The sequence below is a fragment of the Microcoleus sp. Pol12B3 genome, assembly GCF_036701355.1.
Classification (GTDB): Bacteria; Cyanobacteriota; Cyanobacteriia; order Cyanobacteriales; family Microcoleaceae; genus Microcoleus.
Map to the genome: position 1 here is coordinate 49680 of NZ_JAUBQS010000033.1, position 21347 is coordinate 71026.

General features: G+C 45.7%; 25 protein-coding genes. 9 read left to right on the forward strand and 16 right to left on the reverse strand.

The features are described 5' to 3' along the window. Nucleotides 1–21: 21 nt before the first annotated feature. From QUA53_RS17695 to QUA53_RS17705, 3 genes are all read right to left on the reverse strand, one after another. Nucleotides 22–156 (reverse strand): hypothetical protein, encoded by a 135-nt coding sequence (locus QUA53_RS17695; RefSeq protein ID WP_333098798.1) that lies wholly within the window; start codon nt 154–156, stop codon nt 22–24. Nucleotides 157–498: 342 nt separating this feature from the next. After that, complete coding sequence (locus QUA53_RS17700; protein WP_333098796.1) at nt 499–1269, reverse strand: methyltransferase domain-containing protein; 771 nt, start codon at nt 1267–1269, stop codon at nt 499–501. 92 nt (nt 1270–1361) lie between these two features. Then, nucleotides 1362–1850: a GNAT family N-acetyltransferase gene (locus QUA53_RS17705; RefSeq protein WP_333098794.1), complete on the reverse strand. Its 489-nt coding sequence runs from the start codon at nt 1848–1850 to the stop codon at nt 1362–1364. A 111-nt stretch (nt 1851–1961) separates the two neighbouring features. Between QUA53_RS17705 and QUA53_RS17710 the strand changes: the two genes are divergently transcribed. The 3 genes from QUA53_RS17710 to QUA53_RS17720 all read left to right on the forward strand — a co-directional run bounded on the left by QUA53_RS17710 (nt 1962) and on the right by QUA53_RS17720 (nt 4440). After that, on the forward strand, nt 1962–2843 hold the full coding sequence (locus QUA53_RS17710) for a LysR family transcriptional regulator (RefSeq protein ID WP_333098792.1): 882 nt from the start codon (nt 1962–1964) through the stop codon (nt 2841–2843). 197 nt (nt 2844–3040) lie between these two features. Continuing rightward, entirely contained in the window at nt 3041–3967 is a 927-nt protein-coding gene (gene crtE, locus QUA53_RS17715; protein WP_333098790.1) for a geranylgeranyl diphosphate synthase CrtE, read from the forward strand. Nucleotides 3968–3981: 14 nt separating this feature from the next. Then, on the forward strand, nt 3982–4440 hold the full coding sequence (locus tag QUA53_RS17720) for a divergent PAP2 family protein (protein WP_333069238.1): 459 nt from the start codon (nt 3982–3984) through the stop codon (nt 4438–4440). Nucleotides 4441–4486: 46 nt separating this feature from the next. Here QUA53_RS17720 and QUA53_RS17725 read toward each other — a convergent pair whose 3' ends face one another. The 4 genes from QUA53_RS17725 to QUA53_RS17740 form a co-directional block, all read right to left on the reverse strand. Beyond that, nucleotides 4487–4990, reverse strand: coding sequence for a YbjN domain-containing protein (locus tag QUA53_RS17725; RefSeq protein WP_333098789.1), 504 nt, complete (start codon nt 4988–4990; stop codon nt 4487–4489). A gap of 177 nt (nt 4991–5167) precedes the next feature. Further along, nucleotides 5168–6073, reverse strand: coding sequence for a ferritin-like domain-containing protein (locus QUA53_RS17730; protein ID WP_333098788.1), 906 nt, complete (start codon nt 6071–6073; stop codon nt 5168–5170). Between the two features lie 303 nt (nt 6074–6376). After that, nucleotides 6377–6610, reverse strand: coding sequence for a hypothetical protein (locus QUA53_RS17735; RefSeq protein ID WP_333098786.1), 234 nt, complete (start codon nt 6608–6610; stop codon nt 6377–6379). Beyond that, nucleotides 6607–6933: a hypothetical protein gene (locus tag QUA53_RS17740; protein WP_333098785.1), complete on the reverse strand. Its 327-nt coding sequence runs from the start codon at nt 6931–6933 to the stop codon at nt 6607–6609. Before QUA53_RS17740 ends, QUA53_RS17735 begins: the two co-directional genes overlap by 4 nt. A gap of 37 nt (nt 6934–6970) precedes the next feature. Here QUA53_RS17740 and QUA53_RS17745 point away from each other — a divergent pair, with 37 nt between their 5' ends. Then, complete coding sequence (locus QUA53_RS17745) at nt 6971–7450, forward strand: hypothetical protein (protein WP_333220695.1); 480 nt, start codon at nt 6971–6973, stop codon at nt 7448–7450. A gap of 112 nt (nt 7451–7562) precedes the next feature. Here QUA53_RS17745 and glnA read toward each other — a convergent pair whose 3' ends face one another. After that, nucleotides 7563–8984 carry a type I glutamate--ammonia ligase gene (gene glnA / locus QUA53_RS17750; protein WP_333069245.1) on the reverse strand — a complete coding sequence of 474 codons (1422 nt, stop codon included), beginning with the start codon at nt 8982–8984 and terminating at the stop codon, nt 7563–7565. A 340-nt stretch (nt 8985–9324) separates the two neighbouring features. Here glnA and apcB point away from each other — a divergent pair, with 340 nt between their 5' ends. Further along, a complete protein-coding gene (gene apcB / locus QUA53_RS17755; RefSeq protein WP_333069246.1) occupies nt 9325–9834 on the forward strand; it encodes an allophycocyanin subunit beta in 510 nt (169 codons plus the stop codon). A gap of 238 nt (nt 9835–10072) precedes the next feature. On the opposite strand, the gene QUA53_RS17760 is transcribed toward apcB, so the two are convergent. Beyond that, a complete protein-coding gene (locus tag QUA53_RS17760; protein WP_333098782.1) occupies nt 10073–10270 on the reverse strand; it encodes a hypothetical protein in 198 nt (65 codons plus the stop codon). A gap of 264 nt (nt 10271–10534) precedes the next feature. Here QUA53_RS17760 and QUA53_RS17765 point away from each other — a divergent pair, with 264 nt between their 5' ends. Next, entirely contained in the window at nt 10535–11377 is an 843-nt protein-coding gene (locus QUA53_RS17765; protein WP_333098780.1) for a TlyA family RNA methyltransferase, read from the forward strand. A 129-nt stretch (nt 11378–11506) separates the two neighbouring features. Next, nucleotides 11507–12196, forward strand: a complete 690-nt coding sequence (locus QUA53_RS17770) for a hypothetical protein (protein ID WP_333098778.1) — start codon at nt 11507–11509, stop codon at nt 12194–12196. A gap of 185 nt (nt 12197–12381) precedes the next feature. On the opposite strand, the gene QUA53_RS17775 is transcribed toward QUA53_RS17770, so the two are convergent. The 7 genes from QUA53_RS17775 to QUA53_RS17805 form a co-directional block, all read right to left on the reverse strand. Beyond that, entirely contained in the window at nt 12382–13872 is a 1491-nt protein-coding gene (locus QUA53_RS17775) for a DUF697 domain-containing protein (RefSeq protein WP_333098777.1), read from the reverse strand. Between the two features lie 198 nt (nt 13873–14070). After that, the gene (locus QUA53_RS17780; RefSeq protein ID WP_333098775.1) at nt 14071–14679 is read right to left on the reverse strand and encodes a Uma2 family endonuclease; all 609 of its coding nucleotides are present in this window, start codon (nt 14677–14679) and stop codon (nt 14071–14073) included. A gap of 155 nt (nt 14680–14834) precedes the next feature. Beyond that, nucleotides 14835–16283 carry a slr1306 family protein gene (locus QUA53_RS17785; RefSeq protein WP_333098772.1) on the reverse strand — a complete coding sequence of 483 codons (1449 nt, stop codon included), beginning with the start codon at nt 16281–16283 and terminating at the stop codon, nt 14835–14837. 283 nt (nt 16284–16566) lie between these two features. Next, nucleotides 16567–16989 (reverse strand): acyl-CoA thioesterase, encoded by a 423-nt coding sequence (locus QUA53_RS17790; protein ID WP_190735045.1) that lies wholly within the window; start codon nt 16987–16989, stop codon nt 16567–16569. Nucleotides 16990–16993: 4 nt separating this feature from the next. After that, a complete protein-coding gene (locus QUA53_RS17795) occupies nt 16994–17146 on the reverse strand; it encodes a hypothetical protein (protein ID WP_333222683.1) in 153 nt (50 codons plus the stop codon). A gap of 118 nt (nt 17147–17264) precedes the next feature. Next, on the reverse strand, nt 17265–18347 hold the full coding sequence (locus QUA53_RS17800) for an ATP-dependent 6-phosphofructokinase (protein ID WP_333098764.1): 1083 nt from the start codon (nt 18345–18347) through the stop codon (nt 17265–17267). A gap of 314 nt (nt 18348–18661) precedes the next feature. After that, on the reverse strand, nt 18662–18904 hold the full coding sequence (locus QUA53_RS17805; RefSeq protein ID WP_333069256.1) for a hypothetical protein: 243 nt from the start codon (nt 18902–18904) through the stop codon (nt 18662–18664). Nucleotides 18905–19041: 137 nt separating this feature from the next. Between QUA53_RS17805 and QUA53_RS17810 the strand changes: the two genes are divergently transcribed. Both QUA53_RS17810 and QUA53_RS17815 read left to right on the forward strand, forming a co-directional pair. Further along, nucleotides 19042–19548, forward strand: coding sequence for a hypothetical protein (locus QUA53_RS17810; RefSeq protein WP_333098762.1), 507 nt, complete (start codon nt 19042–19044; stop codon nt 19546–19548). 212 nt (nt 19549–19760) lie between these two features. Next, nucleotides 19761–20579 carry an FkbM family methyltransferase gene (locus QUA53_RS17815; RefSeq protein ID WP_333098759.1) on the forward strand — a complete coding sequence of 273 codons (819 nt, stop codon included), beginning with the start codon at nt 19761–19763 and terminating at the stop codon, nt 20577–20579. Nucleotides 20580–21347 lie beyond the last annotated feature (768 nt).

Sequence of the window (21347 nt, forward strand, 5' to 3'; positions counted from 1 at the left end):
GCGGTATTTGCGGATACTAATTTACGATCGCACATTTTCTCGATCGAGTTTTTCGCTATCAGCAAATTTACAAATGGCTAACGGCGCGCCTTTCTGCGGGAAATTGGTCGCACTGGGGAGAAGGGCTAAACGCTTTGAGCGTAACTTTTGTAGCATTTCCTATTTCCTTAAGTGTTAGTTCGTTTTTGCTTCCGGCTCCCTATGGAAACGTCAGCTTAGATTATTATTTGTTAAGGAAGAGTCTATTTTGGTTGAGGCTAAGTATCATGCTAACAATATTTTTTATTTAGCCGGCTTACCCCTACAAATATGACTGTAAAATTCAACATCCGAAAAGCCTGATTCGTAAGCTTTTGGCAGGGGATAATTGATGGGGATCTACACAAAAGCGCAGTTACAATAGGAAAAGAAAATAACTGCTGGGACTAGCGTGCGGCGCGATGGGGATACTGAGTGGACGAAGGCTACAAATCGGGGAGATTTGTAGCCTTATATTTGTCAATAGGAATTTTTGACAGCAACAACGCGAATTCGGCGATAATCTGCAATCCAATTACCATAGCGGTACAGCGTCGGCCGCAAACGCTCTTCAACGGAGTTCATTACCTGCGATCGCACACCATCAGACAACCCCGACAAAAACTCGCCAGCAAACATTTCAATCCAATTTACCATACCCGCGCTGCCACCTTCTAGGGAAGTCGGGCGATCGAACAAAACGGCATAACTAACCTCAAATCCCTGCTTTTCCAAAAGCCCAGCATACTCGCCAATACTCGGAAAATACCAAGGATTAAGCGCTTCAGGCTCCTCGCAGCCAATTTCTGCCAAAACACTCAAAATTGCCCGGACGATCGCCCCCACGTTCCCCTTACCGCCAAACTCAGCCACAAAACGCCCTCCCGGCTTCAGTGCTTTTTCCACACAATTAATCACAGCATCCGGCTGTTTAATCCAGTGCAAAACCGCATTAGAAAACACAGCATCTAACGGCTCTTTTACTTGAAAAATCCTCGCATCTGCGGCAGCGAACTTAATGTGAGGATAGTTAACTTTTGCCGTGGAAATCATCGACAAAGATGAATCAATACCTTGCACAAAAGCACCACTTTGAGCGATCTTTTCAGTTAACTGTCCGGTACCGCAGCCCAAATCCAGAATTTGTTCACCAGTCTTCGGAGCGAGTAACTCCAAAAGCGATTCGCCGTACTGCCAAACAAAAGCATGATTTTTCTCATAAAGAGCGGTATTCCAAGAATTTTGTGCCATGATAACTACCCTGAATTTTTCTTCTCTTTCTCTGTGTTCTCTGCGTCTCTGCGGTTAATAAAAAAAAATTCTTATTCACAAAACCAATCAACTTATTTGTTGGCGAGTTGGGCTATCGCACTTCCCTCGATTCGGCAAACCCTAATATTTTCCAAAATGCGCGCTCCCTGCTTTTGGTAAAAAGTAATTCCCGGTGCATTGCTAGTATTAACAGTCCATTCCATACGCCCGCAATTTGTGGACTCAGCAATTTGTGCCAAATACTTTAACAGCGCTGTACCGACTCCCATTCCTCGCATAGGAGCTTGCACAAATAAATCATCAAGCCAAAGACACGGCTGCGTCAATAAACTTGAATAGGAGGAATAAAAAAGAGCAAAGCCTACCGCTGTTCCTGCAACTTCAGCCAACAAAACCCGCACTAGCAGAGGCTGGCAAAACAACGTTTGCTGCAATTTATCTGCTGTTGCTCTCAACAGATTTTTAGCTCCATCGAACTCGCTTTTTTGTGAAATAAAATCCACAATTAATTCCAAATCAGCCAGCTCTGCTTCTCTAATTTTGATATCCAAATTAGCCATTGTTTAATTCTCAACTTCGCCTATCAATCACTGTATTAAATGGCATCATCAATGTCCAATATATGTTTAACTAACAACTTATACTTTTAAAATATAAATGATAGGGGAGCTATGGAACTTCGGCATTTGCGTTATTTCATTGCAGTTGCAGAGGAACTGAATTTCACTCGTGCAGCGGAAAAACTGCATATTGCGCAACCTCCGCTGAGCCAACAAATCCAGCATTTAGAGGCAGAGTTGGGGTTTCAATTGTTTCGCCGCACCAAGCGGACGGTGCATTTAACGGCAGCGGGACAGGTTTTTTTCGAGGAGGCAGGGAAAATTTTGCAGCAAGTCGATCGAGCAATTCAACTCGGCCGACAAACCAGTCGGGGCGAACTCGGACAATTGACGATCGGCTTTGTGAGTTCCTCCGCCCACAACGTGGTTCCAGCGATTTTGCAGGCCTTTCGCACTCGGTGTCCCGCCGTCAAGCTGGAACTGCACGAACTGACGACAAACGAACAGTTGCAGCGGCTGCGGTTCGGGCAAATTGATATCGGCTTCGTGCGCCCTCCGGTTGAGGAAGACGGGATAAATTCTGAAATCGTTTTTCGAGAACCGCTGATCGTGGCACTGCCAGAAACGCATCATTTGGCCGATCGCGCGAAGGTGGAATTACGCGAACTTTCCACGGAACCGTTCATCCTATTTCCGCGTTCCCTAGCTCCGGGGTTGTACGATCCGATCGTCAGTCTTTGTCAGCAAGCAGGTTTTAGCCCGATCGCAGCTCAAGAAGCAATTCAAATGCAAACGATTGTCAGCTTGGTAGCCGCCGAGATGGGAGTGGCGATCGTCCCGGCATCAATGCAAAATTTTCAACGCAGCGGGGTTGTTTACAAAGCGTTACCAGAATCAACCTGCATTGTGGCGATCGCTCTGATTTGGCGCAGCGATCCAACGGCGGCAGTGCAGCGCTTTTTGGAAGTCGCCAGACTTCAGCAGCGGATTTGATATTTGAGATTGTAAATTTGAGATTGACTGGTAAATTGACAAAGTTATCAAAACTCAAAGATTTTCTGTGCAACAACACCCGTAGAATGATTAATTGATGCTCGGAGTTCGAGCAACTACCGCCGTAAAAGTCGGCACGATCCGACCCCAACGGATCACAATATCCCACGTAACTATTCAGTACAAGAGAGCAAGGGATGGTATTGGCAACAGAAATGGGTTCGTCCCAACCGGAATCCTCTTTCGATTTATCTACTTATCTAGTCAAGCGAAAAGAGGCGATCGAGGTAGCTCTCGACAGTGCACTGCCGGTCATCTACCCAGAGAAAATCTACGAAGCAATGCGCTACTCGCTGCTAGCGGGGGGCAAGCGCCTGCGTCCGATCCTGTGTCTGGCTAGCTGCGAACTGGCAGGCGGCACTACATCTATGGCAATTCCCACAGCTTGCGCTTTGGAAATGATCCACACGATGTCGCTGATTCACGACGATTTGCCGGCAATGGACAATGACGACTACCGGCGCGGCAAACTGACGAACCACAAAGTCTACGGCGAGGATATTGCCATTTTGGCTGGCGATGGTTTGCTGACCTATGCTTTTGAATTTATCGCCACTAAAACTCAGAACGTACCCCCCCACCAGGTGTTGCAGACGATCGCCCATTTAGCGCGGGCATCGGGTGCTGCTGGACTCGTAGGCGGTCAGGTGGTTGATTTGGAATCGGAAGGAAAGACAGATGTTTCTCTGGAAACTTTGAATTACATTCACGCTCACAAAACAGGCGCGCTGTTAGAAGCCTGCGTAGTTTGTGGGGCAATTCTGGCTGGTGCCTCAGCAGCAGATTTGCAGCGACTGTCTCGTTTCGCTCAAAATATTGGGCTGGCTTTCCAGATCGTTGACGACATTTTGGATATTACTGCTACCCAAGAAGAACTGGGCAAAACTGCTGGCAAAGATGTTCAAGCAGGGAAAGTCACTTATCCGAGTTTGTGGGGAATTGAGGAGTCTCGGCGCCAAGCTTCGCAGCTTGTTGCTGATGCTAAGGCTCAATTGGCAGTGTTTGGGAGCAAAGCTCTACCGCTGCTGGCGATAGCCGATTTTATTACCAGCCGGAGTAACTAGAAATACCAAACACTATGCAGGAAATTTGCAGCGCCATCTTAAACAATCATGTACTCGTGGTTGCTTTGCTCGCTTGTCTGGCGGCTCAGATAATGAAGTTGCCGATCGAGTTGGTCAAAAATCGCAAGTTTAATCTTCGGTATTTGGTAACAACGGGGGGAATGCCCAGCGCTCACTCGTCTTTTGTGGGCGCTTTGGCTGCTGGAGTCGGACAAACGATGGGATGGGAAAGTCCGGATTTTGCGATCGCTGCGATCTTTGCAATTATTGTGATGTATGACGCAGCAGGCGTCCGCCAAGCAGCAGGCAAGCAAGCTCGCATCCTCAACCAAATTATTGACGAGTTTTTTGAGGAAGATCACAACCTTAATGAGGCTCGCCTGAAAGAGTTGTTGGGACACACTCCTTTTCAAGTGCTTGTCGGTTTGGGGCTAGGAATCACTATTGCTTGGATCGCAGGGCCTGCATATTAGTTAACTGTTAACTGTTAGTTGTTGACTGTTAACTGTTAACTAATGACTACTGACCGAATTCTGCTTGCAGCAGGTCGTCATTATCATCGGCGATCGTGGCGACAATAGTAATAACCCGAGAAATTTCCCCAGCCGAGATTTCCGCCATCGTCCGAGTCGATACTACGGCAACTTGATTATCAACAATGGCAAAATGAGCTTCTAAAGTAGACAGCCAATTCATTTCTAGAATTTTCCGCATTAATTGAGCTTCATTCTTCGCTGGCAACTGCAGTACAAAAGCCCAAACAGTCAAAGTATCATCTTCGGTTTCGCCCGTAAGTTGTACGAACACTTCGACACTGCCGTACTTGAACTTCCAAAGATGTCCGCCAGCTTCACTTTGACCGACCATCACTTTTTGGTCTACAGCCATGCTGGCGATGACAGTTTCAATTTCTTCTGCATAGGTGACGGCTGTGGCTTTTTCGACCTGCTCGGAGGCGATCGCGCTTTCACTCGATTGGCTTTCTGCGGAAGCTGTTTGTAGGTTCGGCTCGCTGGTAGTCATGATTATATTTAGACGGAAAACTATTCCAATAATCAGTTTACTTGCTAAAGCTTAAAATTATGACTTTAAATACACTGGTTCCGAGGCTATGCCTGGGAACCAGTATATCTCGCTTGTCTGCAGAGGCAGGCGCAAGTTTGACTTGCAGAGCGGTTTCAACCAGGTTCGCGATCGTATTTAAGCCTTGGGCTTAGCCGCCGCCGGCTTCTTCTCAATGGTATTCAAGCCGTTGAGGAACATGGGTACCAATTTCTCCATAAATGCCTGCGGGTCGCGGTTCCAGGCCCGCTGAGCTACATCGACTCTGGTCATTTGTAGATCGGGGGCCAGCAGGCTTGCGGGCAAGCGTTCCATCAGGTATTGCGGGCGTTCCCACATCGGCATGGTGTTGGCAATATCCACAAGGCGGGTGACGCGGCGGAGTTCTGCCCCCAGCATGATATCCATTCCCGATTCAAAAGCTGCTTGTTCGATCGCCATATACTTGCGCTTTGCCTGTTCCACCTTTTGGCGGTGTTCCGGGCTTTTGTCGGCGATTTTGGCCAGCCAGCGGTTGCCCCAGCGGACGTGACCAGCTTCTTCTGGAAAAATCTTTTCGATGGTTTCGCGGATTTTGATGTTTTCTGCGGTTTGGGGAGCCTGTTTGAGGGCGTGGATGTGCGCTGAGAAGTATTCGCAGCCACGCTTTTCGGTGACATTGATTGCGACTAAGCCTGCAATTATACTGTCATCGAGGTTGCGTTTCGGGTCGTATATATCTTTGTCCAGCAGGCGGTCAAATTCGTCAATGTAGGACATTCCCGGCGGCGTTCCCACATTTTGACCGAGGTCTACCAGCAAGTCGGTGAGCCACATAGCGTGCCGCGCTTCGTCGGAAATGTGCCGGGAGAGGTCGCGTACGAGTTCGGCCGGTTCCCCGTCTAGCCGTTCGATCACGTCGGTGAGGTCTTTGCAACTGCGCTGTTCGCTGTAGCGGTAGCGGTTGAGGGTGATCAGGTGAATTTCGCGATCGCGCACTACATTAGCTAAAATTTCGCGCGCTCCCATTGCGTTGCGTAGCTTGCGGGGGTAGGCAACAGTCATGCTTTTATGTTGTTTTGTAAAGATACTTATATAAGTGTAACGCAGTTTTTTCGACAACCAATTACCTCGCAAGGCAGAAAGTTATTGTTTAGCACGGAGAGTCAATTTTATACAGACAGTTTTTTTACTAGCTCAACCAACGACAATAGTTTGGAGTTGCCAGTCATACAATTTTAGATTTTAGATTTTAGATTAAAAATGACTGATGATTATCAGAGTTGGGAGCTTTTCTACAGTTAGATTATTTTTTTAAACTGCGATCGCGCAAGGGTTGCGCGGATCGCAGAAAGCAACCTCATACACTCAAAACTTTTCAGGTTCCCTCGAGTCTTGGGTCTCAACACTAGCAGACTCTTGTTGAAATTTTCGCGCCTCTTCTACTTCTAACCTAGCCAGAGTTGTCGCCACATCAGCTAACTGTAAAGCCAGATTCATCCGACAAACCGGGTTTTTTTCCCTCCAGAGGTCTTTTGCCAAGAAATGTACTCGATAGCGAAACATTTTAATTGAATTTGGCGGAGTAACTTTCACGGTCATAGTCTTTCTTCTGTTGAAGTTTGAATGCCCAGCAGCACCCGTTCTAGTTCCAAGTAAACAAATGTCAGCATGATTACTTTATCTTCATCGGTGATTGTAACACTACAAGTTGCCGATCGAGGTTCAACGCCTTCGTGCCTGACAACTACAGTATATTTTCCCTGCTTCAGGTTATCAAAATTCACATCTGCCTCAAACAGGTCAACTGTCTCCTCGGCCAGCACTCGTCCTTCTTGAGTCAGTAAAGTGACAAACGCAATGCCGTCAACTGAAGTCATGGCGACGTTACTCTGATTGCGGATCATCACAAAAATATCGGACATCGTTTAGTCATTGTTAATTGCTAATTGCTAATTTAGAATGAGTGCAGAATCTCACAAACAAAGGAGCATAAATACGGTGAATTATTTCAAGTTTTTGCTAATTTTGCCTGTTAGTGCAGCGGTTCTCGGTTTAGGAAAAAGTGTGGTTCTAGCTGCTGTCTGGAATATCTCTGAGAATGAGCCTGGTTTGCAACTTCACGGCGTGCGGGTTACTCAAAGGGACGATCGCAATTTAACTAACTCAAAAGGTACATTAAAAGAAGGCAGTGCCCTCTCTGTCGATCCTGATGAAGTTACAGGCATACCAAAAGCTGAGGCCAAGGCACGTTTCATTCTGAATAAGATATATCGGGTTCAGGAAGGCACTACTCCTGACGATTTATTTATTGTTGATGAGAAAGCAAATAAATGGGCTGTAGAGGATGTCTCTGAGGCTACAATGGGTCCTACTACTAACAGCGTTGCCCAGATAGTGTCGGGTAACGGGAGAGTCTGGGCTCTGATCCAGAAGTTCTAAACTCGAAAAAAACGCCGCTTTTAAAGGCGGCGTTCTTATTAATTAAAAATTACAGGTTAAAAATGGTATAATTCCCAGTTTTAACTTTTAATTTTTAATTATTAATTTTCTTCTAACAGTCGTAGTAGAGAGCAAACTCGTAGGGGTGAGGACGCAGCCGCATCGGGTTGACTTCATTGTCGAGTTTGTAGGAAATCCAGGTTTGGATGAAGTCTTCGGTAAATACGCCGGTTTCTGTTAAGAAACTGTGGTCTTTTTCTAAAGCTTCTAAAGCGCCTTCCAAGGAACCGGGAGTCGAAGGAATCTTGCTCAATTCTTCAGGGGAAAGGTCGTAGATATCCACGTCCAAAGGTTCGCCCGGATCGATTTGATTCTTGATGCCGTCTATGCCGGCGCACAGCATGGCTGCAAATGCTAAATAGGGGTTGGATGTGGCATCGGGACAGCGGAATTCTAACCGCTTGGCTTTGGGGTTGGTTCCCGACAACGGAATCCGCACTGATGCCGATCGATTCCCTTGAGAGTAAGCTAAGTTTACAGGCGCTTCAAAGCCCGGAACTAAACGCTTGTAGGAATTGGTCGTGGGGTTGGTGATTGCCAAAAGTGCCGGTGCGTGCTTGAGAATGCCACCGATATAATGCAGTCCCATTTGGCTGAAACCAGCATATTGATCGCCTGCAAATAGAGGCTGACCGTCTTTCCAAATCGACTGGTGAACGTGCATCCCGGAACCGTTGTCGTTAAACAGCGGTTTGGGCATGAAGGTGATGGTTTTGCCGTATTTTTTGCCGACGTTTTTGATGACGTATTTGTAAGTTAGCAAGTAGTCGGCTGCTTGTACTAAAGTTGCAAAGCGGAAACCGAGTTCGCATTGACCGCCGGTGGCGACTTCGTGGTGGTGTTTTTCGATGGGTACGCCACATTTTGCCATTGTCAGCAGCATTTCCGTTCTCATGTCTTGAGAGGTGTCGGTTGGTGCTACTGGGAAATAACCTTCTTTGTAACGCGGTTTATAGCCGAGGTTGCCGCCTGCTTCTTCTTTGCCGGAATTCCAGCGACCTTCGATCGAATCTACGTAATAGTAGCCGGAATTTTGGGTTTGGTCGAAGCGAACGTCGTCAAAAATAAAGAATTCTGCTTCCGGCCCAAAGAATGCTGTATCGCCGAGACCGGTCGAAAGCAAGTAGTCTATGGCTTTTTGGGCAATGGTCCGGGGACAGCGACTGTACGGTTCGCCGGTGCGAGGTTCTTTGATGCTGCAAATGAAGCTGATGGTCGGTTCTGCCATGAACGGGTCCATCCAAGCGGTGGTCGGATCGATGACCATCGTCATGTCTGATTCGTTGATGGCTTTCCAGCCCCGAATGCTGGAACCGTCGAAGGGTACGCCGTCTGTGAATGAGCTTTCGTCGATTTGGTCGTGGTACAGGGAAAGGTGCTGCCAGATCCCCGGCATATCGATGAATTTGAGGTCAACGATCTGGATCTTATTTTCTTGTATGTAGTTTAAGGCTTCTTGGGGTGTCTGGAACATGACTTACTCCTGATATTGGTTGTGTCTTGGCGATCGGCCGATTTCAGACTGTTTGGGCGATCGTAGGCCTTCAGTACCCACTATTTTGTATCTATGGCTACAAAATTTTGAAATTGCTGCCCAGTGCGGCCTGGCAGTTCGTGATTCTTGCCCTGTGGATTATTTTTCGGCTGAAGATACAAGGCAGACGGCTGAATTTTGCTGCCGTTTGCCGAGGATAGACTACCTAGAGTGAAAATCCCATCTCAAATCTTAATCAAACGCCGATTTGTAGTAGTCTACAATAGGCGGTCTGTCTCAGATAGCAAAGTATTGATAAAGATTTTTGGGAGAGAAACTTATGCGCGATGCAGTGACGAGCCTGATTGAAAATTATGATGTTGCTGGTAGGTATTTAGACCGAGATGGTATCGATCGGTTGAAATCTTATTTTGCAACGGGCACGGCACGGGTACAGGCAGCGGCGGCGATTAACAGCAATGCTGCGGCAATTGTCAAGCAAGCTGGTATCCAGCTATTTGCTGAACAGCCGGAACTGATCCGTCCCGGGGGAAATGCCTACACGACTCGTCGCTACGCGGCTTGTCTGCGGGATATGGACTACTACTTGCGCTATGCTACTTACGCCCTGGTGGCCGGAAGTACCGATGTGCTCGACGAGCGCGTGCTGCAAGGTTTGCGGGAAACTTACAATTCTCTAAGCGTTCCCATTGGCCCGACGGTGATGGGAATTAGCATTATGAAGGAGATGGTTAAGGCTCAGGTGGAAGCTGCTGGCTTGTCTGTGGGGCCTTTTTTGGAGCAGCCTTTTGATTACATGATTCGCGAATTGAGCGAACAAGATATTTAAGTCAATTTGCTAGTTCTTGTAGCAGTAAATTGCATTTTTGGCTGGCAGTTAGCAGCACTTAGATCGATCGCTTTTTTTGGCCTCACAGCCTCCAAGCGATCTTTTTTTATGGGTTATACAATTTTAGATTAAAGATTTCCGATTAAAAATTATAGATTAAAAATTTGAATAATTGGGAATGACTGATGAATTAAGGGTGTGGAGCTTCCCTCTAATTCATTCTTGTTTGAAACTGGTGCTAAAAATCGTCAACACATCCCCAGACGAGGCATTTGTCCAGGGGATTTTTGGTTTGGCGCAGATCGATTTGTGTGACGGTTGTTGCTTCTACTTCGCCGTTGGGGTAAAGAATGTGGATGATATCACCGCTGATGAATGCCAGGGGATTTTCTTGACAATTGCCCTGATTTCTGATAGGAAAGTTAATTATTTTCATGGTCGATCGCCCGCATGGTATGTGTAGCGCTTTTAGCTCCATATAAATCATCCGCTAGTCACAAAAATTATTGTGTGATTCTATGAATGTTTATCTGTGATCCAACTAAACAATCAGAGCGATCTCAGTCACATCCTGTGACCTAGGGGCGATCGCCCCGCGACAATCGCAAAACCAAAATAATCGCCAAAAATTAGCAGTGGAGCTTGTGCGTAAGTGCTAATCTGGTACTGTTCTTAACCCTATCCGTACAGATTAAAAACCTTGGCTAAACAGCGACTAGACACATTATTGGTCAGCCTAGATTTGTGCAGTTCCAGACAGCAAGCTCAGGCTTTGATTCGGACTGGGAAAGTCTCCATCAACCAACAGGTAGTTGACAAACCGGGTACTGAGGTTGACATCGCAGCAAAAATTCAGATTAAAGAGCGATCGCGCTATGTTTCTAGAGGCGGCGACAAATTAGCCAAAGCTTTAGAAGTTTTTGCGATTCCCGTTGCAGGCAGAATTTGTCTCGACGGCGGCATTTCCACAGGCGGTTTTACCGACTGTTTGCTGCAAGCCGGGGCCGCCCTAGTATACGGCGTAGATGTTGGCTACGGTCAAGCAGATTGGGGCTTGCGTAACGATCCGAGAGTAATTTTGAAAGAACGCACCAATTTGCGGTACATGACTGCTGCTGAGCTTTACGGCGACTCTGAGCGAGCAGATTTGGCGGTAGTAGATGTGTCGTTTATTTCCCTGGATAAGATTTTACCCGCGCTGTGGGAATTGTTGGTACCACCGCGAGAAGCGGTGTTGCTGGTAAAGCCGCAGTTTGAGGTAGGGCGCGAGAGAGTCGGAAAAAAAGGCGTAGTGAGAGACTCAGCAACTCAAGCTGATGCGATTTTTCAAGTGTGGAAGGCAGCCACAGCTTTAGGATGGCAGCAACGCGGCTTAACGTGGTCGCCTTTACTTGGCCCGGCCGGTAATATCGAGTATCTTTTATGGTTGGGGATCGATCGCGAACAAGAAACAGACCAGAGGGCGATCGAAGAGGATGTTGTGACAGAACGGATCGCACAAGTCACCAAAGCAGCGGCGCGGGAACTTGTCGATAGATTGTAGATTGTAGATTGATTTCTAGATGTCAAACTAATCAATTTTAAAAGTCAAATTTGGAACTCCAGATTGCTTTAAAATTTCATTTTTTTTTGTCAATCGGACTCCTCAACTTTCACAAGAGTGAATAATTCCATGCAATCATTCAAACAAGCCGGTTCAATTTTACTCTACGTTCTAGGTGGCATCGGGTATGTAGCAATTGTAGCTACTATTTTAGGCGTTTCAATTCTCATCAAGTGGGCCGCTCTGCTACTAGCCGACAAATTATTATATACAATTCTGATTATCGGCGATTTGTTGAGGGGTATCGAAATTATTGAACTGTTAAATATATTGATATTTGCATTTATCGGTATGGGAGTGGGTGTGGCTACAAGACTTCTGCACCCTCAATACGGTCGCAAAATTAGTGCGGCTTTGTTGATAGTTATAGTTCCCTTAGTTTTCATGATTACACCAGCCATTCGATATAATGCTTGGCTGGAAAAAGTGGAAGAATCGGATAAATTATCGCCTTCGCAAACTGCAACCTTAACTAACTCATTTTTGAATAGAAAAGTTGGATTGCCAGGTTTTATCGGTTATTACGTATATACTGGTCAGTTTCCGGTTATTCCGACGAAACAATCGGAGATGAAAGACCTTGACAGTTTTGAAAAAAAAGTTAATTCCAGATTTGTACAGTTCACAGGTATTGCTCCGACTATTGTTTCTTGGTCAATGCGGGTTTGTTTTTGGCTGATTAGAATATTTTACTTTTCTATAGCGGTAATTGCCACGATCGCGCATTTTAGGGAAGGTGTGAGAATCGCGAGACGGTAATACGATTTTCGATTAAAGAAGGGGATATCACTGATGAATATCCTGCTTTGGAGCTTACCTACAGTGGCATTCTTTTTTGACAATAGTATAAGAATATAAGCAATAGCGTGCGTCAGATCCTACCTCTTCGATTATTCACAAATAACCCTATCCTGACGCACCATACTCAACTACTAGGGCAATTTTTAATTGCCAATTTTAAACTCTTGCTGCAAGCGATCGATAATTGTATTACGCTCGATGGTGGCGAGAATTTCTTGAATTACCGTATCTTGTCCCAGGGGGCCCCAGGTGCAGCCTTTTTCTAAGTAAACTTGGGCGGCACGACCGACAGCGTAGGTTCCGTAAGCTGCTAAACTAGCTTGAGTTACAGCGACTCCGGCAAAAGTAGAAAAGCCGATGTGCGGGGCCGCAGCCGCCGCACTTTTGCCAAATCCCAACAGAAAACTGCTACCCAATTCTCCCAAAAGTACGCCGCCAGCACTGGAGAAAATAGTCTGCCAAAGCTTGCCGGCTTCGTAACCAGTCATGGGTAAGCCGTAAAGTCTGGATAAAGAGCGAATTAAGGCTAAATCTGCGACACTTGCTCCCATTACATCCAAAAATGCCACTGGATTTAAACCGACAGCCAAAGCTTTATATTTTGCAAATTGCCAGATTAAATCTTCGGCTTCTGTTTGCCGCAATTTGAGAACGTGACGGGCAATGTGTGCTTCGGCATCTCTAGCTTCAACTAAAGCATTTAGAGCGAGGAGCGATCGACCTTCTCTGTTAAGAATTGTCAAAATTTTATGTTTTAGTTCGTCTATCTGCGCGGGTGGCGACTCCCATTCGTTAGTTACTCTTCCGTCGGACCACTCCACCCGCACTTGCACCGGCGCGGGTTCAGCGGCTACCATGACTATTTCTAATGATTTGGCAATTTTAGGCGGTGATTTTGCGGTAGATTTATCGGAGGAGTTGTTTGGGCGATCGGACAAATTTTCGCTATCTGTTTGCTCTGTTAACGCAGCGGCTGCTAACTCTTCAGAATTTCCCAGCGCTTGCAAACTTTGGTAAATAGCTTTTCTGTCTAATTCTGGATAAAGGTCAATTTTATTAAAAACTAAAATTACTGGTTTTTGAGCTGTTTGCAATTCGCACAGTGCTTGATATTCAGTTCGAGTGATATCGCCTGCAACGACAAACAGAATTAAGTCAGCTTGGCGAGTTACTTGTTTCGCCATTTCGCCGCGCACTTCGCCGCCAACTTCATCAAGTCCGGGAGTATCGATTAATTCTACTTGCACCCCTCCTTTCTCACCCTTAGCGAGGGGGGGTTGGGGGGATTCGTCGCTGTCAAGGAAGGATAAAGGCACACTCCAGCGCACGGAACGCGGCCACTGAGTCACGCCGTTGAGAGGGCCTGTTTGCAGAATTTTGTGACCTAAAAGCGCGTTTAATACGGCTGACTTGCCACGGCTGACTAAGCCGAAAGTAGCAATGCGAATGACGTTGTGGTCTAGTTTTTCTGAGGTGGAAGTTAAGATATCTAACTGATATTGCAGCGCCGCTTCTAATTCTGTATTATTCGAGTTTTTTTTCCCTTGGCGCAGGTGGGAATAGCGCGCCAGGGCTTCGCGCAAACTGGCGCGGGCAAGGGATAAGCGGTTTTCTTGAAGGGAATTGTCAGCCATTGGCGATCGGCTTTTTTAAGCAGGTATAATTGATCGTCGAATTATAAATCCTATTTCTTATTTTAATACAATTTTTCATAAATTTATAATTTTTTAGTGGTGAGTTTTCCAAAAAATATTGAACGGGCAAGATGCCCGTTCCACAATAACAAAAATTTTTTGTGGCACAGGCCGGAAAGCCTGTTCTTTTCCCTAACACTAGGCTCCGCCTCGGAAAATTTGATCGACGTTCAGCTCCATATTGGGAAATGTAGGTGAAATAATGCGATCGCTCCCTCTGAACTGTGTAATTCTATACTCTCCGTCCACAAGCTGGCAAACCGAGATGGTGGGTTCTTTGGGGTCGCCAATATGACGTATTCCGCCGAATGCAGCATAATCCGCAATCCAATATTCGAGGATGCCCATCATTTCGTAATCTGCCAACTTTTTGAGATAATCGTCGCGCCAGTTGGTACTGACAACTTCAACAAGTAGCGGGATAGATGTTCCTTGGGTGATTGTTGCTGACTTCAACCATAAGGGTTCCGACGCTAAAGCCTGACGGTTTAATAGCAAAACATCAGGAATATATCCTGTATCTTTAGCTGGTGGCTTAACTAGCGCTTTCGAGGGAATGCGGTATGGAAGTTGCAGTTGGGTGTAGAGCAGCGTAAATTCTTGAACAAGGTATGCTGTGATATCTTCGTGTTCTCCTGTTGGCTGCATTTCAACCATTACCCCGTCGTGGAGTTCGTAGCATCTGTTTTCGGATTTATCTTCTAGAAATTCTTCAAAGCTTAGTATTTTTGGTTGAGTTTGTATCATCGTGCAAACTTTATTTGATTGTATAACAGAAGGCAGAAGGAAGAAGGAAAATATTAACTGGTTGCCTGGTTCGGCCGGCGAACAGGAAAGATGCCTGTTCCACAACAGAAAAACTGTCTTGTGGAACAGGCATCTTTCCTGTTCCTTTATTTTACTTAATTGGCCGCCGACTTAACGGTTTCGGGCCCAGATACCTGAGATGAAAGGCGACTCGCCACTTGGTTGACGAAAGATTGCAAGAAGGAAACTTGCTGATTTTGCGTAAATACTGCTTGCAAAGTTTTAGTCAACTGGTCGAGATTGAAAATGCCTTTGGGAGCATTTTCCAGTTCTTGACTTTGGAAATATTCAATTAAACTCAGTCCTGCTATTCTGGTAAAATATGCTGCACTAATTCCCTGCACCGCGCCTCCTGCTACATAGGTGACGGCATTGCTTTTCAGCAGTCCAGTAATAGTTTGGGTAGACAGTTCTACTAATCCCAATTTGAACATTTGATTAGCCAAAGTAGCCGCTACTGTCTTAGCTTGGTCTAAGGAAAACTTTCGCTGGTAGATAGCGCCGAGGTCGATTACGAGCTGGGTGCTGATGGCGGTTGTTGCTAGCAAGTCTAAAGCGGGAACCGGATTAGCAAACACGGTGGCTGCGGCGATGTACTGATATTGTTCGATAATGGGAATTGCCCGATCGCGCCTGACTGCATTTAATAAGGTTTTTGCCTCTAACTTGATACTTGCAGCCTCGCGCACTGCACTCGCCCAGACCAACTGTTGCCGTTCTTCAGTTAAGATTTTAGTCAATCTTTCCGTCAGTGCGTCGAGTTGAGAGACTTGTTTTTCGATGCGTTCTTTAAACGTGCCGTCCGCTTGGTGCTGGCGCACTTTAATAGAATTGGGAGAAGCTGCGATCGCAATTATATCTTCGGTTCCCAATATTCCTTGCATTTTCTGCTGCAAAGAGTTCAAAACCTGCGACTGCTGTTCTGGCAAATATTGGTCTTGTTTGTTCCAGACTAGCAGCACGCGCTGACCTGCTGCTGCTAGCTGAGATAATGTTTGAAATTCGGAATCTGTGATGTCGCCCGCTGTCACAAACAGCGCTAAATCACCATTGATTTTGGCATCGGCATTTGTATTAGCAAATAGCGGTGCTGTTTCTTGTAAACTAAGCTTTTGCGGGTGTTGAGATGCCCAATTAGAATTTAAAACTTGAATTAAGGCAGTTTTGCCGACAGCTTTGCCGCCCGTGACGGTAATCCGCAAATCTTGTCTGTCTAATTCGCTTCTGAGCCGATCGAGCTTTGCTGTTAGATTCGCCGGATCGGCGGAGTTTGGAGCTTCTGAAGCCAGCAATTTAATAGTGGCTTCGGAAGTCGCGATCGCTTTTTCGGCTGCTTCCCGGTTGGCCAGGGGTTGCGGGAGTGCGAGTTCGAGTTTGGGGGATTGTTGCTTCCACCACCAATACCCCGCACCGGCAGCAGCCAAGCCGATGAGTGCCGTTTCGCCCATTTCTGAACCCGAATGCTGTAGAGTTTCCAGCAGCCACAGCGCTGCTGAAAGTCCTATTCCGCCTATTAAAATCGGTCGCCGCAAGTTAAGTGTCATTTTTTCCTTCCTGTGGGTATTGTCACCAAGCTTAACCTTCGCCGGCTTGGCCTCCCTCCCTATATTCCATCGTACCTCTGTGACATCCAAACTGGCAGGCGGGCGATCCGACTTTTTGCCATCGGGATTTGCGGCCCCGGCGACAATCAACTTTTTGCACTTCTACAAACGTGGAATAGAACACGGAAGTCCTCACTACAAACGTGGAATAGAGGACGAAAGTCCTCACTACAAACCAATAGATTTTTACAGGATTTTGCAAATATAATAGTTGATTTTTTCTCTATGTTGGTAATGCTTGAGATTGTGATTCAAAAATATCAATTATTTGTTTGGGAATTGCTCGCGGTCGCATGGTTGTAACTTCAACCCAAACCCAAAGCGCCTCGGCTTTTAACAAGATTTCGTCACTTCCAGCTAAGCGAATTTCGTAGCGGCGGACAGCGCGCGGGCCGCGCATTTGTTCGATCCAAGTGGATATCTCCAATCGATCGCCCGCAGCGGCCGATCGCAAATAGTCAATCTCTATTCGCCGCATTACAAAGACGCCACCCAGTTCCCGGTAGCGATCGAGTGTAAATCCCAAGTGTTCTAAATGTTCGATCGCAGCGTGTTCTAAATAATGCTGGTAGACAGCATTATTGACATGACCGAGGGCGTCCATTTCGTAATGGCGCACTCTAATTTGTGCAGTAAATGGTGTCAATTTCTCACCTTTCTACTTGTTGCGGTATTTTGTAGTTCCGAGTGCGATCGCGCTCTGGGTCGATACTCGATCGCAACTGATTGCAAGTTACACTAAAAAGTTGAAACGTCACTGCTTCCAGGTCGATCTTAGTCCTGGAAGCACAGACGGTCATCACCTTGGTTTTTTTACAACAATACACTGGCTTAAAACCCTCAGTCTCGGTTGAAAAACCCGGTTTCTTGCTTCTGAGTGCGTCCCGGACTAAATCTTTGAGAACTCGGATGGGTAATTGTTTAGTCTCCCAGACAAATCCCTAAACCGCGGGCCGTTTTAACCAGAGTACCATTGAACTCTACAGGTCTGTATTTGGCGATCGCATCTTCCAGAGGAACGCTCACAACTTCCCGCTTTTGCCAAGATACCATGCAATCGTATTTCTCTTCGGCAATTAAATCAACTGCTGCGATGCCAAAAGCAGAAGCAATTAATCTTTCTAGCGATGAAGGAGTCCCTCCGCGTTGAATGTGTCCCAAAACGGTGACGCGAGTTTCTGCACCGCTGCAGTCAGAAATTGTATCAGCTAAATACTGACCAATTCCGCCTAATCGACTTTGACCTAAGCGATTTGTGTGCATTACTAACTCCCCTTCTTCAGTGCGAACTGCCTCCGCTACTATAATTAAACAGTAGTTTTTTCCCCGGTCTTGGCGTTCTTGGATTTGGGCACAGATTTTGGAAATTTTGTAAGGGATTTCGGGAATCAGAATTATATCAGCTCCCCCAGAAATTCCGGCACTAATTGCAATATGTCCAGCGTCGCGTCCCATGACTTCAACAATCATGACACGACTGTGACTGGCGGCAGTAAAATGCAAGCGATCTAGTGCTTCAGTAGCAATATTGACAGCAGTATCAAAACCGATGGAACGCTCGGTAATTCCGACATCATTATCAATAGTTTTAGGAATAGCAACTAAATTCAAATTTCCTTGTAGAGCAATCTTCCTGAGAATGGCAAGACTGCCATCGCCACCAATGCCAATTAAGGCATCCAGACCTAGTTGATGATAGCCTTCGATGATGTCCTCAGTACGATCGCGTATAGTCCCATCCGGCATCGGGAATGCAAAAGGGTCGCCCTTATTTGTCGTGCCTAGCATCGTACCGCCAATGGTGAGCCACGAGTCTACTTTCTCAATATCCAAGGGAATTGCTTCCGGGGGACGACTCATCAATCCGTTGGTGGCTTGACGAATCCCCATCACTTTCCAATTGTAAGTTCCCGTTGCGCGGTAGACAACGGCTCGAATAACTGCGTTTAAGCCTGCACAGTCACCCCCGCTGGTGAGGATACCGATACATTTTTGTTCTCCCATAATTAATGCCCGACTTTTGTTACTCAGAACATGACTTGATTTTTTTTAGCTCCCGATCGTCCCATCCTTATTTCCGACCTAAATAGGTAGACGAAAATAAACTTTACCCTGTAACAAAATGTAAAGCAATCATAACTTTTGTGATTGCTTTCATAAGAGATCGCTCCTTTGGGGAGTGTTGCACTCACTTTTGACTACTTATGTATTTTCAAGCTTCATCGACCTAATTAAGTGCCTCATCTCTGACGCATCCCACAAGTTCGATCGCTAACTAAGTAGCATCGCCAATCACCGTCTCCAACAAAACATCAATTTTACTTCGGATTGAGGCGTTTAGAAACTTGGTTAATTATACCGCTGAGAATAGCACCACCCATAAGAATTCCGAGGGCGGGATTAAATACGGGCTGCCAGAGACTGTACCACAAATCAAAACCGAGATTCACGCCGGTCGATCGACCTGCTACTGCGATTGCAAACCACGCAAAACTGGCAAAGACGAAAAATACATCAGCTACTAGAATGAAGTTAAGCAAGTTAAGAAATTTATCTTTCATTGCCGAGGGTTCCTTTTGAGTGTATATGTGTCAACTTTTGGCCAGCGGTTGGTAATGGAGCAGATTGATAGCTGCAACTGGCGATCGAATAAAGATAAAATATCATTCAATTGTTTTCGCGCACAGGCTGTCAAAATATGGTTCGCTATACACTTCCTCAAAGCCCCGAAATTATTTTAACTGTCAAGGGGAAAGATTCAGCCAAAGCCCGTGAAGAAGCGATGGATCGGCTGATGGATCTCATGGATGAGGGCAAGCTGCCTACGGAACTCGTGGAGGGATTTGGGCCCAAGCAGTTTGTTGAAGTTAAGGATATCGAAGATGCTGCGTCTGAAGGCGAGGACGCGATTACTGAAGCCGTGCAGATTTTGAGCAATTTGGCAAGTCTCAAATTGAAAGTGATGGAATCCCGCGAAGAAGCACTCAAAATCCGGGCGGCGATCGACATTTTGTTTACCGATGAGGCTGTGACTGCCGAGGAAATTGGTCGTTTGAAAGATGGTTTCAAGGTTCTAAAAAACTTTGCTCAAGCTAATGTCCGCTATCGAGAAGCTAGAAGTAAAGCTGAAGAAGCGCGTGCCATTCTCGACGAAGCTTTGCAATCTGTAGAACCGGAAAACAAGGCGCATAAATCCGCCAAATAGCAGCAGGCTGCATTGAAACTCACATCTTGCCTGTCCATAAAAAGCTTATTGAGAATGGTGCAACATCTCAGTTAAAACCTCTTTCTGTCATTGCGATCCGAAGGGAAGCAATCGCCAAGATTTCGATTGCTTCGTTTCTTTATTCGGACATACAATAACTCTGCCACAAGACATAATATTAATTATATTCACCTTGAAATGAGGAAAAAATTGTGAACCAACAACAAACAGGAATTCTCAGAAACTCCATGTCAGGCAGCTTGCTGCTGGCTAAACAGTTAGGTTTTGAACCCAAAACTGTGATTGATGTCGGCGCGGCATTGGGAACTTTTAACCTTTACGAAACTTTCCCCAATTCCCGACATTTGCTAATTGAGCCCATCGCCGAAAATGAACCTTATCTGGCCAAAATTTGCCGCAAGCTCAAAAGTGCAGAATACATTATCGCTGCGGCGAGCAAAGAAGCGGGAGTTTTCACCCTCAACGTCAGTCCCGGTATGGTGCATTCTTCACTTTCTGAAAATCGCGTTACTGACAGCAGCAATCCTTATTTGAGAAACATACCAGCAATTACCCTGGATGGAATATCCAGGGAAAGAAATTTGCCAGGCCCGTATTTAATTAAAGTTGATGTAGACGGACAGGAATTAGATGTTTTAGCAGGAGCAACTGAGATTTTGCAGCAGACTGAATATGTAATTGTAGAAGTTACTTTGTTCGGTCAGATGTATGATGTAATGAGTTTTATGAAGTCCCAAGGGTTTGCAGCTTACGATATTGTTGATTTGTCATATCGCCCGGTGGATTCAGCTTTGTGGCAAGTTGACATGGCTTTTGTTAAGGAATCCGGTCACTTCAGAAGAGAGAGGGGTTTTGCGACAGGAGAGCAGGATATCGAAGCACTTAACTCGCATCTCAAAGCTTACCGGGAAAGTTTCATGAAATACATTGACACTCATTACAGCGACCCAATAGAGCCGGAACCGCAGGTTAATCAAGCTATTTTGGGCGAAGATTATGTCATTATTTAACTCAAGTTTCTTCCATCTGATAAGTAGGTAAGCAGGAGTAAAGAGAGCTATTTAACAGTATGTAAACCCCCCTTAATTAGACAAGTTTATGGTCTTTAGGTACTTGATGATCGTTTAATAATTGTGTTTTACCTCGCCTCCAAACTTACTCAATTCTGGTCGCACTTCGCACTTTCTTTAATTAATACTCAATATCTAATAAATTGGTTTTCTAAATGCTGATATTGCGGTCTATAAGCTTGCAATCTGCTGTAAATTGGCTTTCATTAGATATCAAAAAGTGGGAATACCCTAATGTCTGCCTCACCAGGATAGAAACATCAATGCAGCTAAATACATTAGAGATCAAGGTGTACAAATTTGAGACGTAGGACATACCTCCGTAGCTTCTGGAGCGAGAGTAAGACTAAGTAAAGGCACTGCTTTTACTTGGCATCAAACTGTGAAGGCAGAATTCCCCGTCAAGCTACGCTGTGACGGGGGAGCGTCAACTACCCCAATTAATTCCAAGGCGCTTTTGTTGTGAATCGTTGAGTTGCTGGCGGTCGAAGCTGTCAGCCATCAACCAATGGAGGCTTTCAATGGTAGATCTTGATTGCAAGGTATTGCTGCCAAAATATAGTAGATGTCATATCCTTTGAAGCACTTTTATATTCTCTATATTCTCTACTTACGGATGACTATTCAATACTATAGTCATTTCAAATAAGTATGAGACTTTTAAAAAATGAGGTAAAATGAAAAAAAATCGTTAACCAGTTAGGGAAA